This window comes from Streptomyces sp. NPDC017890, assembly GCF_044328675.1.
Taxonomy (GTDB): Bacteria; Actinomycetota; Actinomycetes; order Streptomycetales; family Streptomycetaceae; genus Streptomyces.
In genome coordinates, this window is the sequence record NZ_JBIRHU010000009.1 from 133,555 (window position 1) to 149,534 (window position 15,980).

The window sequence follows — 15,980 nt, forward strand, 5'->3', positions numbered from 1 at the left end:
AGGCGGTGACCGGCGCGTGAACGACTCCGCCACCATGGCGGGCCTGGATCCGGCCACCCTCGCCGACGTGCTGAGGCTGGCCGGGTCCACCGGCTTCGACCGCATCCAGGACCAGATCCGCCGTACCGGCGGCTGCTCGGACCCCATCCATCTGCAAGGCTCCGTCGTCGTCCGTGACGCCCAGACACGTCACGTCCTGCACTCCTACTCGACCGACACCGAACCTGGCGGACGGCTCCGCGTCGCCTGCGGCAACCGCCGCGCTTCCCGCTGCCCGTCCTGCGCCTGGACCTACGCGGGCGACACGTACCACCTGATCCGCGCCGGTCTCGTCGGTGACCCGAACAAGGGCACCCGGCCCACGATCCGAGAGCACCCGCGAGTGTTCGCCACGCTCACCGCTCCCTCGTTCGGCCCGGTGCACAACCGGCCCGGCAGCCGACCGTGCCGCTGCGGCGCTCACCACCAGGAGGACACCGCCGAACTCGGTACGCCCCTCGACCCGGATGCGTACGACTACGGGGGCGCCGTGCTGTGGAACAACCACGCCTCCGACCTGTGGCGCTACTTCACGATCTACCTGCGACGCGAGATCGCCAAGCGTGCGGGGCTCACGCAGAAGGCAGCCCGTGAACAGTCCCGCGTCGCCTTCGGCAAGGTCGCCGAGTACCAGAAGCGCGGCGCCGTCCACTTCCATGCCGTCGTCCGCTTCGACGGTCCCGACGGGCCCGACTCGCCCCCGCCCGTCTGGGCGACTCTCGACCTCCTCACCGACGCGATCCACGCAGCAGCTGCCCGCGTCGCTGTCGACGTCGACCCCGCCGGGGACCAGCCCGCCCGCACCCTGCGCTGGGGCACTCAGCTCGACGTGCAGCCCATCGGTGCTTTCGGTGACGGCGAGGAGATCACTGAACAGGCCGTCGCCTCGTACGTTGCCAAGTACGCCACCAAGGCCGCCGAGACCACAGGCACTGTGGATCGCCGCATCGGCAACAAGGAGGCCCTGGCCCTGCTCGGCGTGCCCGACCATCCCGCCCGGCTCATCGCCGCCTGCCTCGACCTCCACCCGTTCTACCCGGACCGCAAGTTCCGCGACTGGGCCCACATGCTCGGATTCCGCGGCCACTTCTCCAGCAAGTCCCGGCGGTACTCCACCACCCTCGGCGCCCTGCGCCAGACCCGTGCCGACTACCGCGCCGCCCAGCAGCGGGAAGCGCTCGGCCTGCCCGACCCCGACGACGAGCAGGCAACCACCCTCACTCTCGCCCACTGGTCCTACGCCGGTCACGGCCACACTCCCGGCGAACTCTGGCTCGCTGCCAACATCCGCCGCGACATTCAGCAAAGCCGCGAGACCGCTCGGGAAGCCCTGGCGGACCTGTCGACCGACCGGAACGACTGGGAGGCGTACGCATGAGGCTGCCCGAGCAGTACCTGACCCCGGAAGATCTCGTGAGCCTGTTCCGGTTGCCCAGCGTCGACACCGTCTACCAGTGGCGCCGCAAAGGCACGGGACCGACCGGCTTCCGCGTCGGCCGGCACCTCCGTTTTGACCCCGACGACGTCCGCGTCTGGGTCGAGTCGCTGAGGCAGGCCGCCTGATGGCGGGGCACATCCAAGACCGGTGGTACAAGGTCAGCACGGGTCCGAACGGCAAGGCGGTCAAGGTCAAGACCGACCGCCACGGCAGCGGGCTCCGCTACCGGGCCCGGTACGTCGGCCCGGACGGCTCCGAGAAGTCCAAGAGCTTCCCCGACGGCAAGAAGCGGCTCGCCGAGAAGTGGCTGAGCGCCATCGAGACGGACATGACGCGGGGGCAGTACACCGACCCCAAGTCGGTTCGGATCACCTTCCGGGAGTACGCCGAGAAGTGGTTGGACAGCAAGACGTCCAGCCCGATGACCCGGAAGGAACTTGGGCGCCGACTGCGGTTGCACGCTTACCCGGTGATCGGCTCGCGACCCGTGGGCACCTTCCGCCCCGAGCACATTCGGGGGCTGCTGGCCGCGCTGGAGGCCAAGCCGGGCGTGAGTGCCGCCTACGCCCGGAACATCTTCGCCGACGTCCAATCGGTCCTGTCCGCCGCCGTGGACGACTCGCTCCTGTCCCGCAACCCGTGCAGTGCGCGCACGGTACGGCGGCCCCGGCTCGACGCGCACCCGGTGATTCCCTGGACGCTCGCTCAGGTACTCGCCGTTCGAACGGCGCTCCTGGAGCGGTACCGGCCCATGGTCGACGTCGGCGCCGGGTGCGGCCTCCGCCAGGGCGAGGTGTTCGGGCTGGCCGAGGACGCGGTCGACACCGACGGGCGCACGCTGCATGTCGTCCGGCAGATCAAGCACGTGGAAGGGCACCCGGTGTTCGCCCTGCCCAAGGGCGGCAAGAAGCGGGACGTACCCCTGCCCGACTCGGTGGCGGAAGCGCTCCGCGTGCACAGGGACGTCTGCAAGCCCGTGGAGATCACCCTGCCGTGGGGAGTGCCGGAGGGTCCGAAGGTGTCCGCCCGCCTGCTCTTCACCGCGGAGCAGGGCGGCATGGTCTGGCGCAGCAACTTCAACGGCAAGGAGTGGAAGCCCGCCCTAGCCGCTGCCGGGCTCATCCCGGACGCGGGGGAGGACGGCAAGTACGACTCGGCACGCGAGCACGGCATGCACGCCCTCCGGCACTTTTATGCCTCGGCGCTGCTCGACGCGGGCGAGAACATCAAGGCCGTCAGCGAGTACATGGGGCATGCTGATCCGGGTATGACCCTGCGGGTGTACGCCCACTTGATGCCCGACAGCCGCGAACGGGCCCGGCGGGCCATCGACTCCGTGTTCCGGTACGGTCCGGAAGGCGCTGACGGCCCATAGACGGCCCAGCAAGGCGCCAACGGCCCCTGACTCGCACTCCGGTGCAGGTCAGGGGCCGTTCCCGTTCAAGGACCCTCAGAAGTTCCTCAACTCTGCTTTGGGGCGTGGCGGCGAGGGGCATCTCCCGTTCACGCGATGAGCTTCACGACGGCGCGGCGGCGCGGCGCGTAACGGCACAACGAGCTTCACACAGTGAGCGAGGCGCCCAACGGGGGGCTGCTTCGGGGGACTCCGGGCGTGAGCCCGGGCAGCGGAAGGAGGGGACGCCATGGTCACCGGCATCATCCTGATCGTGTTCGGCGCCCTGGTGGTCGGCGGGCTCCTGGCGGGCGCACGGAGCGGCGGCGGAAGGAGCCGCGGCCGCAGCAGCCGGAAGAGCTGGTGGGCCGACGGCTCGTCCTCCGGCGGGCACAACACAGGCTCCTCCTGCGGAGGCGGCTCGTCCTGCGGAGGCGGGTCGTCGTCCTGCGGTGGAGGGGGCGGCGGCGGATGCGGTGGAGGCAGCTGACACGGGGCAGCTGAGCTCCTGCAGGGGGAACCGCATCCCCGTCACGGGGTCCGCACCTGGGGCGGACCCCGCGCCCACCACGAGCGCCCGCCGGGAAACATACCCGGCGGGCGCTCCCACGCCCCGGCGCGCGCTGTGTGTGCGGGGTGTGCGCCCCGGTTGAACAGTTGAGCTGTGGAGCCCCCTGAGGGATGGAAACGCCACGAAGTTGGGTAAAAAAGCTGTGCGGCGCCACAGTTCATGATTCCCTCTCCATCACCAACGCAGCTCCTCGGACGACCTGTTGACCCCCCTCCTGACCGGCCGACTGGGCTGAGCGGGCCGCATCCCCGGCAGTGGCCGGGATGCGCAGGCCCCACACCTTCCTCTCCTTGTGTGCTTGCGGAGCCCATCCATGCTCACGACCCTGAAAACCGCCTACACCGACACGCGCGCAGCCGATCTCGCCTGGGCCCTGGGGCGCGAGCCGCTGCCCGCGCTCGCCAGTCTCGATCTCGAACTGGCGGGCGCCAAAATGCAGTTGAGACTCCTGGGGGCCTCTCACCAAGTCCTGCTCGAGGAGGAGCAGGGCAGCTGTTCGGAGACAGTGGCGTGCATCCCCGGCAGCAGTACCCCCCTTCCGCTGGGCGTCGCCAAGCGGGTGGGCGACTGGGAGTACGAGTTCGCCGCCCGGGTCGAGGTGCTGACGCCGGGCTCCTTCGCCGGACGCGCCCAGGAGCTGCTGGCCCTGGTCGCCGACCATCCGCACGGGCTGGCCGGCGTCTTCCCCGGCAGCCCGCACGCCTTCACCGCGCTGCTGGCCCATCGGCACGAGGGGCAGGTGCACTGGCGGACCTGGCACGCCTATCCGCAGGACGGCCACTTGGTGGCGACGCGGACCCGGGTGGGTGTCCGGGTGCCGGCGTCGCCGCTCAGCCCGTCCGGGGTGTGAGCGGGCGGAGGCGGGCCGCGGCGGGATAAACCTGCGGTGCCCAACGGAACGCCAGTTTCACCCGTGTGGGTGACGAAGTGTAGTGCGGGAGTGACGTAACGTCACTGCGTGATCGAACCGCACGCCCCCGCCCCGCCCGGCTCTCCGCCGTCCTGGGGCGGCCCCGGCGGCTCCCCGGACGGTTCCGGAGTGCCCCAGGACGGTCCCGGAGCGCCGCCGGACGGTCCCGGAGCGCCGCCGGACGGTTCCGGAGCGCCCCCGGGCGGTCCCGGAGCGCCGCCGAGGCTGCCCGTCAGGCCGGCCACCGGGCGGTTCCTGGTCCTGGTGGGGGTGTTCGTCTGCGCGGCCTGCGGGCTGGTGTACGAACTCGAACTCGTCGCCCTCGCCTCCTACCTGATCGGTGACTCGGTCACCCAGGCGTCCGTCGTCCTGTCCGTCATGGTCTTCGCCATGGGCCTCGGCTCGCTCGCCGCCAAACGGCTGCGCCGGTTCGCGGCGGCCGGCTTCGGCGCGGTCGAGGCCGTCCTCGCGCTCGTCGGCGGCTCCAGCGCGATGCTGCTGTACGCCGTCTTCGCCTGGACCGGTGGCTGGGGCGGCCTGTGGGCGGACGGGCCGCGCTTCCTCCTGGTCGCCTTCTCGCTCGCCATCGGCGTGCTGATCGGCGCCGAGGTGCCGTTGCTGATGGAGCTGATCCAGCGCGTTCGCCGCCAGGACGCGGGTGGCGCCGTCGCCGACCTGTTCGCCGCGGACTACGTCGGTGCGCTCGTCGGCGGCCTCGCCTTCCCCTTCGTGCTGCTGCCCTTCCTCGGCCAGCTGACCGGCGCGCTGCTCACCGGCACCGTCAACGCGGTCGTCGGCGCCGCCCTGGTCCTCGGCCTGTTCCGGCGGGACATGACCCGACGGGCCCGCTGGCTGCTGCTGGTCGCCAACGTCGTCGTACTCGCGCTCCTCGCCACGGCCACCGTCCTCGCCGACGACTTCGAACGCGCCGCCCGGCACGCCGTGTACGGGGACGGCGTCCGCGTGGCCGTCCAGACCGACGTACAGGAAGTGGTGCTCACCGGCGATGCCGACGGCAGGCCCCTCGGCTTGTTCCTGGACGGCCGGCTGCGGGTCAGCGGCAGCGACGAGCGGCGCTACCACGAGGCGCTGGTGCACCCGGCGATGAGCGGTACGCACGCGCGCGTGCTGATCCTCGGCGGCGGTGACGGCCTCGCCGCGCGGGAGGTGCTGCGCCATCCGGGCGTGCGCCGTGTCGACCTCGTCGAACTCGACCCCGGGCTCTCCCGGCTGGCCCGGCACGACCCCGGCCTGTCCGCGCTGAACGAGCACGCCTACGGCGATCCGCGCGTCCGCGTCATCACGGCGGACGCGTTCCGCCGGCTGCGTTCGACGCCCACCGCGATGTACGACGTGGTGATCTCGGACCTGCCCGACCCCGGCATCACGGCCAGTACGAAGCTGTACTCGCAGGAGTTCTACGGCCTGCTCCGGCGGGTGCTCGCCCCCGACGGGCGGCTGGTCGTGCACGCGGGCCCGGTCTCCGCACGCCCGCGGGCCTTCTGGACGGTGCACGCGACGCTCCACGTGGCCGGTCTGCGGGCCGTCCCCTACCGTGTCGACGCCCGGGACACGGGCTTCGCCCCGGGCCCCGACCGTACGGCCGCCACGCCGCACGCCACCCGCGACTGGGGCTTTCTCCTGGCCGCCCGCAGGACCCCCGCCCTGCGCCTCGACCCGGCGGTCCCCCGCCCGCGCACCCTCACGTCCCGGTCCCTGGCCCAGGACGCCCGCGCCGCGTCCCGCACCCGGATCCCCGGCCTGCCGCCGTCGACGCTGGTGCATCCGCGGTACTGAGCGTTCCGGGGTCGGGCACGAGGGCCGAAGTGGGAACGAGGCCGGGGGCGGGCACGTGGCTGCCCGCCCCCTCCCTCGGACGCCTCGCCGGCGTCCGCCCTTGGGACCGGCCCGTCCGCGCCCCCCGGCACGAACCGCCGCTCACTCCAGCGTGCTTCCCCGGCCCAGCCCTCGGGACGAGCCCGGTGCGGCGGCCCGGCCCTCCCCCGAGTACGGGACGGACCGCCACACCCCCCTGTGGATCGTTCGCACCGAGAACCTATGCCGCCCCGCCCCTACCGGAATCCCGCAGTGGGTGGATACGCGACCCAACCCAGCGCGGTAGGCGCCCGGTTCCTGCAACTTCCGCGGTACGGCGGAAGGATGACGCCGCCGCCGGACGGGCGGACTTACGCTGCGGCCATGCGCCTGCACCCCTTGGCGGCCGACGGCCTGATCGCCGCGGCGCTGACGACCGTGGCCGTGCTGCTCGGCACCGAGGCCGTCGCCCAGGGGTGGCCCGCGCTCGACCCGCTCGCCTGGACGCTCGTAGCTCTGCTCAACCTGCCGCTCGCCCTGCGCACCCGGGCCCCCGTCACCGTCTGCCTCGCCGTCCACGCCTGCTGGGCGGTGTACGTCACCCTCGACTACTGGCCCGTGGTCGGCTCCTTCGGCCCGATGCTCGCCGTCTACACCGCCGCCTCCCTGCGCCCCACCCGCACTGCCGCCGCCTGCGCCGCCCTGCTCGCCGGTGTCTGGATCTACGCGGGGGTGGTCAGCGACGCCGAGGCGATGGCGTCGGTCGTGGGGCAGGCCGTGGGTTTCCCGCTGGTGCTGTGGAGGTTCGGGTACGTGGCCCGCCGGACCGGCGAACTCACCCGGGAGCTCCGTGCCGAACAGGCCGACCGGGCCCGGCGCGAGGTCGCCGAGGAACGCGTCCGCATCGCCCGTGAGCTGCACGACGTGGTCGCCCATCACATCGCCGTCATCAACGTCCAGGCCGGGCTGGCCCGCTTCGTCTTCCACTCCGACGCCCGCACCGCACGCGGCGCCCTCGGCACCATCGAGGGCGCCAGTGGTGAGGCTCTCGCCGAACTGCGCCGCATGCTCGGCCTGTTGCGTGCCGACGGCGTGCAGGGCGCGGTCGGCGCCCCAGCTCCCGGGCTCGACCAGCTGGACGAGATGGTCACCCGGGTGCGTACCGGCGGTGTGGGCGTGGAGCTGCGTGTCACCGGCACACCGCGCCCCGTGCCGCCCGGCGTCCAGCTGTGCGTCTACCGGGTGGTGCAGGAGGCTCTCACCAACGTGCTCAAGCATGCCCCGGGAGCGAGCGCCGCCGTCGAACTCGCCTACCGCGCGGGCGAGGTGACGGTGTCCGTGACCGATGACGGCAGCGGAGAGGGAGCCACGGGGGGAGGCCGGGAGGGGGTGGATTCGGACACAATCCCCGAGCGTGGTGGCCATGGCTTGATCGGGATGCGGGAGCGAGCCAAGCTCTACGGCGGGACGATTGTCGTCGGCCCGCGCAGCGAGGGGGGTTTCGGCGTGCGCCTGACCCTGCCGACGCCGGTACAGACCGCACGCCGGGGAGACGCCGTCAGGGAATGACCGACGCAGAGCACCCGATGGGCCGGCCGGAGGACCGTCCGGGGAACCGTCCGGAGGACCACCCGCAGGACCGCCCGGGGGACGGGCCGCAGGACGGCCCTGTACGACTGCTCGTCGTCGACGATCAGTTCCTCGTCCGCAGCGGGCTGGCCGCACTGCTGCGCGCTGTCCCCGGCATGGAGGTCGTCGGCGAGGCGGCCGACGGTGCCGAGGCGGTGGCGCTGGCCGGACGGACCCGGCCGGACGTCGTCCTGATGGACATCCGCATGCCCGGTATGACCGGTATCCAGGCCACCGAGCGGATCCTCGCCGAGGCGGTGGACCCCGCCCCCCGCGTCCTGGTCCTGACCACCTTCGACCTCGACGAGTACGTGTACGGCGCCCTGCGTGCCGGTGCCTCCGGCTTCCTCCTCAAGGACGCCGGTCCCGAACGGCTGCTGGCCGCCGTCGCCGCGGTGCACGGCGGCGACGCGCTGTTCGCCCCCGCGGTCACCCGGCGCCTGGTGGAGGCGTTCACGCGGATGTCGGAGACGAGGGGGCCGGACCCTGCGGACGCCGATCCGCCGCCCGGGCTGGCGACGCTGACCACCCGCGAGGCCGAGGTCCTGAAACTGGTGGCCCGCGGCCTGAGCAACGCCGAGGCCGCCGACCGCCTGTTCATCAGCGAGGCCACGGTGAAGACCCACCTCAACCGCACGATGACCAAGCTGGGCCTGACCAGCAGGGCGCAGGCGGTGGTGGTGGCGTACGAGACGGGGCTGGTGTCGCCGGGAGACGCGGGAGGCACCGGATGCACAGGAGGTCGCGGGTGACTTTGTGCAGCCGGGGGGTGTACCGGGCGCCCGCTGGGTAGGCTGCGCTGACATGGAGCATGAGGTGTTCGTTCCGGTTCCGGCCGAGCGGCTCAGGGACGTGCTGGCCGACCCCGTCCGGGTCGCCCGGGCGGTTCCGGGGCTCCAGCAGGACGCCGGTGCCGAGCCGGTCGCGGGGCGACTGAAGGTGCGCATCGGCAGCCACTCGATCACCTACCGGGGCTCCCTGCGTCTGTCCGCGCGGGGGGACGGGTCGTACGCCGTCGAGGGCGACGCCACCGAGTCGCGCGGCACCGGCACGGTCACGCTCGCTCTCATCCTGGTCGTGCGGGACGCCGACGGCGGCTCCACTCTCGCGTTCACCGGGACGGCCACCGCGGACGGGCGCGTCACGGAGCTGCCGGAGGAGCCGGTGACGTCGGCCGTGGCCCGGCTGCTGGCCCGGTTCGCGGAGAACCTGGGCACGACCGCGGTGGAGGAGGCGAAGGAGCGGCCTGCCGCGGAGGCGGAGCCGCGGCACACGTCCGTCTTCGACACGGAAGTCCCCCCGCCCTCCCTCGCGGACGCGGGCCCGGACGAAGACGTCGAAGGCGTAGAGGGCGTCGAGAACGGGTCGGACGTCCCGGAAACCCCGTCGTCCCCCGCCGTCCCCGAAACCCCCGCTGTCCCCGAAACCCCCGCTGCCCCCGAAAACCCCGTTGCCGCCGAAAACCCCGGCGCCCCCCAATCTCCTGCCGTACCGGAAACCCCCGAGCCCCCCGCCACCCCCGAGCCCCCCGCCACCCCCGAGCCCCCCGCAGAGGCCGCGCACGCGCGCCGCACGATGATCGGGCGCAGCGCCGAGGAGGTGGACCACGCCCCGCCGCGCGGCCGGTACGCCCCCGTCCCCGCGCCTCAGGCGGGCGCGGCCGGTGCCCCCCTGCGCTGGGCCGCCCCCGCGGCGGCACTGATCGTGGCGTCGGCGATCGTGGTGGTCCGCGCGCTGCGCCGGCGCCGCTGAACCGTCCCGGCCCGGTCGCCGCCGGACTCCGCCGCACCGGACGTGCTGGGGATGGCCTTGATCACCCCAGTAGGGTCATGGCGTGAGTAACGAACCCATCACGCTGACCGCGGGTGACGCGGAGGCGACTGTGCTGCCGGGCAACGGCGGCCGGATCGGCGGGCTGCGCGTCGGCGGCACGGAACTGCTCCGTCAGGGCGAGCGCTACGGCTGTTTCCCGATGGTCCCCTGGTGCGGCCGGATCCGCGAGGGCCGCTTCCGGGACGGTGCCGTCGTCCGCCGGATGCCGCTCAACGCCCCGCCGCACGCCATCCACGGCACCGCCCGCGACGCCGCCTGGCGCACCGCCCGTGTCACCGGGAACGAGGCCGTCATCACGTACGACCTCACCGACCCCTGGCCCTACCCCGGCCGCGTCACCCAGGTGATCGCCCTCACCGGGGACGCGCTGACGCTGACGATGTCCGTGGAGACGTACGAGTCGTCCTTCCCGGCGCAGATCGGCTGGCATCCGTGGTTCAACCGGACCCTCGACGGCGCGGACGTGGCGATCTCCTTCGACCCCGCCTGGCAGGAGGAGCGCGGTGACGACCACCTGCCCACCGGCAACCGTGTCGACCCGAAGCCGGGCCCCTGGGACGACTGCTTCGGCATGCCGGACGGTGTCGACGTCACCCTCACCTGGCCGGAGCGGCTGGAGCTGAAGGTGACCAGCCCGGAGCAGTGGGCGGTGGTGTACGACGAGCAGGAGGCCGCCGTCTGCGTGGAGCCGCAGACCGGTCCGCCCAACGGTCTGAACACCCTCCCGCGCCTGGTCACGCCCCTGGAGCCGCTGGAGGCCACGACGACCTGGAGCTGGACCCGGCTCTAAGCTGGTCGGCATGACGGATGTACGCGGCGCGCTGCTGCAGCAGATCAAGGACAAGGCCGTGGTGCACGGCAAGGTGACCCTCTCCTCGGGGCTGGAGGCCGACTACTACGTCGACCTGCGCCGCATCACCCTGGACGGTGAGGCCGCCCCGCTGGTCGGGCAGGTGCTGCTGGACCTGACCGCCGACCTGGACTTCGACGCGGTGGGCGGGCTGACCATGGGTGCCGACCCGGTCGCCGCGGCCATGCTGCACGCCGCCGCCGCGCGTGGGAAGCGCCTGGACGCGTTCGTCGTCCGCAAGGCCGCGAAGGCGCACGGGCTGCAGCGGCGCGTCGAGGGCCCGGACATCAGGGGCCGCCGCGTTCTGGTCGTCGAGGACACGTCCACCACCGGCGGTTCCCCGCTCACCGCCGTCGAGGCCGTGCGTGAGGCCGGTGCCGAGGTCGTGGCCGTGGCGACGATCGTCGACCGGGCGACGGGTGCCGCGGAGAAGATCCAGGACGGCGCCGGGGTGCCGTACCTGTACGCGTACGACAAGGACGAGCTGGGCCTGGACTGAGCCAGGACGGACGTCCACTCGGAGTATCCCGCTTCGTCTGGAAAGATGGGGCCGACGATGACGTCGCCCCCCAGGTCTAGGTCAGGGCCGTAAGCACGTTTCACGCCCACCCGCACATACAAGGAGCGGACATGCCCATCGCAACTCCCGAGGTCTACAACGAGATGCTGGACCGGGCGAAGGCAGGAAAGTTCGCCTACCCGGCCATCAACGTGACCTCTTCCCAGACGCTGCACGCGGCCCTGCGCGGTTTCGCGGAGGCGGAGAGCGACGGCATCGTCCAGATCTCCACCGGCGGCGCCGAGTTCCTGGGCGGTCAGCACAGCAAGGACATGGTGACGGGCGCCGTGGCCCTCGCCGAGTTCGCGCACATCGTGGCCGAGAAGTACGACGTCACCGTCGCCCTGCACACGGACCACTGCCCGAAGGACAAGCTCGACGGGTACGTCCGTCCGCTGCTGGCGGTCTCCGAGGAGCGCGTCAAGGCGGGCCGCAACCCGCTGTTCCAGTCCCACATGTGGGACGGTTCGGCCGAGACGCTGGCCGACAACCTCTCCATCGCCCAGGAGCTGCTGGAGCGCGCCCGCGCCGCCAGGATCGTCCTCGAGGTCGAGATCACCCCGACCGGTGGTGAGGAGGACGGCGTCTCCCACGAGATCAACGACTCCCTCTACACGACGGTCGACGACGCGGTCCGCACCGTCGAGGCCCTGGGCCTGGGCGAGAAGGGCCGTTACCTGCTCGCCGCGTCCTTCGGCAACGTGCACGGCGTGTACAAGCCGGGCAACGTCGTGCTCCGCCCCGAGCTGCTCAAGGAGCTGAACGAGGGCATCGCCGCGAAGTACGGTCAGCCGGCCGGCAGCAAGCCGTTCGACTTCGTCTTCCACGGCGGTTCCGGCTCCTCCGCGGAGGAGATCGCGACCGCGCTGGAGAACGGCGTGGTCAAGATGAACATCGACACGGACACCCAGTACGCCTTCACGCGTCCGGTCGCCGACCACATGTTCAGCAACTACGACGGCGTCCTGAAGGTCGACGGCGAGGTCGGCAACAAGAAGACCTACGACCCGCGCACCTGGGGCAAGCTGGCCGAGGCCGGCATGGCCGCGCGCATCGTCGAGGCCTGTGGCCACCTGCGTTCGGCGGGCCAGAAGATCAAGTAGCGGCCACCGCGCGCCGCCCACGACGGGCCCGGCACCGGCGGGATTCTCCCGTGGTGCCGGGCCCTCGTACGTATGCCGGCGGCATGGCGCAGACTTGTGCCCATGGCCATTCACGAGAACCTCCTCGGGGGACCGCCCCCGACCCACCTCCCCGACGACCCCGGGCCGCGCGAGCTCCTGGCGGGCGGGACCTCGCCCGCCGACGTCGCCGCGAAGTACCCGACGTCCTCGCTGGCCTGGGCACAGCTGGCCGACGAGGCGTTCGAGCGGGGCAGCGTCGTGGAGTCGTACGCGTACGCCCGTACCGGCTACCACCGCGGGCTGGACGCCCTGCGCCGCAGCGGCTGGAAGGGCCACGGCCCGGTGCCCTGGGAGCACGAGCCGAACCGCGGCTTCCTGCGCGCCCTGCACGCCCTCGCCCGCGCCGCCCAGGCGATCGGCGAGAAGGAGGAGTACGAGCGCTGCAGCCAGTTCCTGAAGGACTCCTCGCCGGCGGCGGCCGAGGTGCTGGGCTGACCCCGGACCCGGACATGTCGTGGCCCGTCTGCCGTGCGCAGGCGGGCCTTGCGGTTTCCTGCGACGATTGCGGAGGATGACGTCGGGGACCGGGGCCCCGTGTCGGTAACGGCAGGGCGGACCGCTACCCGAAGTGCACATCAGGAGACAGCGATGTCCCACGACGCCCCGAATCTCGATTTCGAGGGCAGCACGCCGTACGAGGACTATGTCAAGGCGGACGTGCTCACCCATCTCCAGCACACCCTCTCCGACGATCCCGGCGAGATGGTCTTCCTGGTCACGACCCAGGTCATGGAGCTGTGGTTCACCGTCATCGTCCACGAGTGGGAGACCGCCGCCCGCGCCCTGCGCGAGGACCGGATCCCGGTGGCGACCGACGCGCTGAAGCGCTCGGTGCGGGAGCTGGAGGCGCTGAACGCCTCGTGGACGCCGCTGGGGCAGCTCACCCCGGCCCAGTTCAACTCGTACCGCAGTGCCCTCGGTGAGGGTTCCGGTTTCCAGTCGGCGATGTACCGCCGCCTGGAGTTCCTGCTGGGCGACAAGTCCGCGTCCATGCTCGTCCCGCACCGCGGCGCCCCGCGTGTCCACGCGGAGCTGGAGAAGGCACTGCACGAGCCGAGCCTGTACGACGAGGTGGTCCGGCTGCTCGCGCGGCACGGGTACGACATCCCGGACGCCGTGCTCCGGCGTGACGTCACCCGGAAGTACGAGGCGGCGCCCGAGGTGGAGGCCGCCTGGACGGCCGTGTACGCGGGTGACCAGAACGGCGAGCTGGCCCGCCTCGGCGAGGCGCTGACCGACGTCGCCGAGCTGGTGTGGCGCTGGCGCAACGACCACCTGGTCGCCACCCGCCGCGCGATGGGCTCCAAGACCGGCACGGGCGGCTCCGCCGGGGTGGCCTGGCTGGAGAAGCGGGCCCGTAACAACGTGTTCCCGGAACTGTGGACGGCGCGGTCATATGTCTGAACCCATGAGTGAGGCCGGGCTCGCGAGTGAGGCCGGGAAGCTGGACGCGGCCGACGAGCTGGCGGCGCTGCGCGAGCGTTTCGTGCTCGACGACGTGACGTACCTGGACGGCAACTCGCTCGGCGCCCTCCCGGCCGGGGTTCCCGCGCGTGTGGAGGACGTCGTACGCCGTCAGTGGGGCGAGTTGCGCATCCGGTCCTGGGAGGAGAGCGGCTGGTGGACCGCGCCCGAGCGGATCGGCGACCGGATCGCCCCGTTGGTCGGTGCGGCGGCCGGGCAGGTCGTGGTGGGCGACTCCACCAGCGTCAACGTTTTCAAGGCACTCGTCGCCGCCGTGCGCATGGCGCGGGGGGACGGTGCGGGCCGGGACGAGATCGTCGTCGACGCCACCACCTTCCCCACGGACGGGTACATCGCCGAGTCGGCGGCCCGGATGACGGGCTGCACCCTGCGTCAGGTGACCCCGGCCGGGGTGCCGTCGGCACTCGGCGACCGGACCGCCGCCGTGCTGCTCAACCACGTCGACTACCGCACGGGCCGGCTGCACGACCTGCCCGCGCTCACGGCCGCGGTGCACGAGGCGGGGGCGTACGTCGTCTGGGACCTGTGCCACAGCGCGGGCGCGCTGCCGGTCGGGCTCGACGAGTACGGCGTCGACCTGGCGGTCGGCTGCACCTACAAGTACCTGAACGGCGGGCCCGGTTCACCCGCGTACCTGTACGTGCGCCGGGGCCTCCAGGACCGCTTCGACTCCCCGCTGCCGGGCTGGAACTCGCACGCCGAGCCCTTCGGCATGCGGCCCGCGTACACCCCCGCGTCCGGGGCGGTGCGCGGCCGGGTCGGTACGCCGGACATCCTCTCCCTGCTCGCGCTGGAGGCGGCACTGCAGGTGTGGGACGGGGTGTCGGTGGAGGCGGTGCGGGCCAAGTCCCTGGCGCTGACCGACTTCTTCCTGCGCTGCGTCGGGGAGTACGTCCCGGACGGCCGGGTGGAGTCCTTGACTCCGGCGGCGCACGCCGAGCGGGGCAGCCAGGTCGCACTGCGCTGCGACGACGCCGGTGACGTCATGAAACGGCTGATCGAGCGCGGCGTGGTCGGGGATTTCCGTGCCCCGGACGTCCTGCGCTTCGGCTTCACCCCGCTGTACGTCGGCTTCGCGGACGTGGAGCGGGCGGCGCGGGTACTGGGGGAGACGCTGGTGTGACGGGCGGGTGAGGACCGGACGGGACGTCCGGTCCTCACCCAGCGTCACATCCCCATGTCGGCGCACGTCACCGGCCTGATACCGTCCCGCCAACGGCCGATTCCCTTCTCCCGGTCAGCCAACATCGTTTCGCCGCTGAGAGGTTGAGCATGCCGGAAGCCGCCGCAGAACCGGACACCGCTGCCGCGAGGGACGCCGCGGAGGAGAAATCGGCCTTTTCGCACCCGGCGGTCGACCCCGACAGCACCGCCGTGTACGGCGACCATCCCGACCAGGTGATCGACTTCTACGTGCCGCGCGAAGCGGGGGGTCCGGGTGGTGCCGCTCCCGTCGTGGTGGTGCTGCACGGAGGTTCGTGGCGGGCACCGTACGACCGTCGTCATGTCAGCCCCTTCGCCGGCTTCCTGGCCCGCCGGGGTCTCGCCGTCGCCAGCGTGGAGTACCGGCGCGGCGCGGAGGGCGGGAGCGAGGACGGGGGTGGCCTCGTCGCGGGGCGCTGGCCCGACACCTTCGACGACGTGGCCGCCGCGCTGGACGCGCTGCCGGCGCTGGTGCGGCAGCATCTCCCGCGAGCCGACGCGCGCCGTGTCGTGCTCACCGGCCACTCGGCCGGCGGCCACCTCGCCCTGTGGGCGGCCGCCCGGCACCTGCTGCCCGCCGACGCCCCTTGGCGCACCGACCGCCCGGCGCCCCTGCGCGGTGTGGTCGCTCTCGCTCCGATCGCCGACTTCGAGGTCGCCGGCAAGCTCGACGTGTGCGGCGGAGCGGCGCGTCAACTTCTCGGTGGGGAGGCGCTGTTCGCCGAGCGCAGGCCCTACGCCGACCCGTCCCTGCTGCTGCCCACCGGCATCGCGACGACCCTCGTACAGGGCCGTGCCGACGTGGATGTCCCGCAGGCGGTCGCCGAGGCGTATGCCGATGCGGCGGCGAAGGCCGGGGAGGTGGTGGGCGTCACGCTGCTGGAGGACGTCGGCCACTATCCGCTGATCGACCCGGCGGCGGACGCGTGCGCGGTGGTGGCGGAGGAGATCGCGCAGCTGGCTTGGTGAGCGTGGGGGGGCGTGGTGCGAAAAAGTGTGAACGATTTCCTTGGAATGTCCTCGGCCCGCTCGAATGAGCACGGTGCAGACTCTTCAACCGTGTCAGGGCCG

Annotated in this window: 16 protein-coding genes; all 16 read left to right on the forward strand. The window is 72.4% G+C overall.

Features of this window, described 5'->3' with window-relative positions; translation table 11 throughout:
• The first annotated feature begins 16 nt into the window (after positions 1–16).
• The 16 genes from repSA to ACH4F2_RS14190 all read left to right on the forward strand — a co-directional run bounded on the left by repSA (position 17) and on the right by ACH4F2_RS14190 (position 15,878).
• Positions 17–1,417, forward strand: a complete 1,401-nt coding sequence (gene repSA / locus ACH4F2_RS14115) for a replication initiator protein RepSA (protein ID WP_398132972.1) — start codon at positions 17–19, stop codon at positions 1,415–1,417.
• On the forward strand, positions 1,414–1,602 hold the full coding sequence (locus tag ACH4F2_RS14120; RefSeq protein WP_319216616.1) for a helix-turn-helix domain-containing protein: 189 nt from the start codon (positions 1,414–1,416) through the stop codon (positions 1,600–1,602). The genes repSA and ACH4F2_RS14120 overlap by 4 nt, the downstream gene beginning before the upstream one ends.
• A complete protein-coding gene (locus ACH4F2_RS14125) occupies positions 1,602–2,852 on the forward strand; it encodes a tyrosine-type recombinase/integrase (protein ID WP_398132973.1) in 1,251 nt (416 codons plus the stop codon). The genes ACH4F2_RS14120 and ACH4F2_RS14125 overlap by 1 nt, the downstream gene beginning before the upstream one ends.
• 268 nt (positions 2,853–3,120) lie before the next feature.
• A complete protein-coding gene (locus tag ACH4F2_RS14130; protein WP_398132974.1) occupies positions 3,121–3,360 on the forward strand; it encodes a hypothetical protein in 240 nt (79 codons plus the stop codon).
• A 394-nt stretch (positions 3,361–3,754) separates the two neighbouring features.
• On the forward strand, positions 3,755–4,291 hold the full coding sequence (locus tag ACH4F2_RS14135; RefSeq protein ID WP_398132975.1) for a DUF2617 family protein: 537 nt from the start codon (positions 3,755–3,757) through the stop codon (positions 4,289–4,291).
• A 108-nt stretch (positions 4,292–4,399) separates the two neighbouring features.
• The gene (locus ACH4F2_RS14140; protein WP_398132976.1) at positions 4,400–6,148 is read left to right on the forward strand and encodes a polyamine aminopropyltransferase; all 1,749 of its coding nucleotides are present in this window, start codon (positions 4,400–4,402) and stop codon (positions 6,146–6,148) included.
• Positions 6,149–6,550: 402 nt separating this feature from the next.
• Positions 6,551–7,735 carry a sensor histidine kinase gene (locus tag ACH4F2_RS14145; protein ID WP_398132977.1) on the forward strand — a complete coding sequence of 395 codons (1,185 nt, stop codon included), beginning with the start codon at positions 6,551–6,553 and terminating at the stop codon, positions 7,733–7,735.
• A 17-nt stretch (positions 7,736–7,752) separates the two neighbouring features.
• Positions 7,753–8,547, forward strand: coding sequence for a response regulator (locus ACH4F2_RS14150; protein WP_398133090.1), 795 nt, complete (start codon positions 7,753–7,755; stop codon positions 8,545–8,547).
• A 52-nt stretch (positions 8,548–8,599) separates the two neighbouring features.
• Positions 8,600–9,547, forward strand: coding sequence for an SRPBCC domain-containing protein (locus ACH4F2_RS14155; protein ID WP_398132978.1), 948 nt, complete (start codon positions 8,600–8,602; stop codon positions 9,545–9,547).
• An 82-nt stretch (positions 9,548–9,629) separates the two neighbouring features.
• Positions 9,630–10,418: an aldose 1-epimerase gene (locus ACH4F2_RS14160; RefSeq protein ID WP_398132979.1), complete on the forward strand. Its 789-nt coding sequence runs from the start codon at positions 9,630–9,632 to the stop codon at positions 10,416–10,418.
• Positions 10,419–10,428: 10 nt separating this feature from the next.
• A complete protein-coding gene (gene pyrE, locus ACH4F2_RS14165) occupies positions 10,429–10,977 on the forward strand; it encodes an orotate phosphoribosyltransferase (protein ID WP_398132980.1) in 549 nt (182 codons plus the stop codon).
• Positions 10,978–11,108: 131 nt separating this feature from the next.
• The gene (fbaA, locus tag ACH4F2_RS14170; RefSeq protein ID WP_398132981.1) at positions 11,109–12,140 is read left to right on the forward strand and encodes a class II fructose-bisphosphate aldolase; all 1,032 of its coding nucleotides are present in this window, start codon (positions 11,109–11,111) and stop codon (positions 12,138–12,140) included.
• Positions 12,141–12,242: 102 nt separating this feature from the next.
• Positions 12,243–12,656 carry a DUF3151 domain-containing protein gene (locus ACH4F2_RS14175; RefSeq protein WP_121748183.1) on the forward strand — a complete coding sequence of 138 codons (414 nt, stop codon included), beginning with the start codon at positions 12,243–12,245 and terminating at the stop codon, positions 12,654–12,656.
• 153 nt (positions 12,657–12,809) lie between these two features.
• Entirely contained in the window at positions 12,810–13,625 is an 816-nt protein-coding gene (locus ACH4F2_RS14180) for a tryptophan 2,3-dioxygenase (RefSeq protein WP_398132982.1), read from the forward strand.
• Positions 13,618–14,829, forward strand: coding sequence for a kynureninase (kynU, locus tag ACH4F2_RS14185; RefSeq protein ID WP_398132983.1), 1,212 nt, complete (start codon positions 13,618–13,620; stop codon positions 14,827–14,829). The genes ACH4F2_RS14180 and kynU overlap by 8 nt, the downstream gene beginning before the upstream one ends.
• Before the next feature lie 149 nt (positions 14,830–14,978).
• Positions 14,979–15,878 (forward strand): alpha/beta hydrolase, encoded by a 900-nt coding sequence (locus tag ACH4F2_RS14190; RefSeq protein WP_398132984.1) that lies wholly within the window; start codon positions 14,979–14,981, stop codon positions 15,876–15,878.
• Positions 15,879–15,980: the final 102 nt, after the last annotated feature.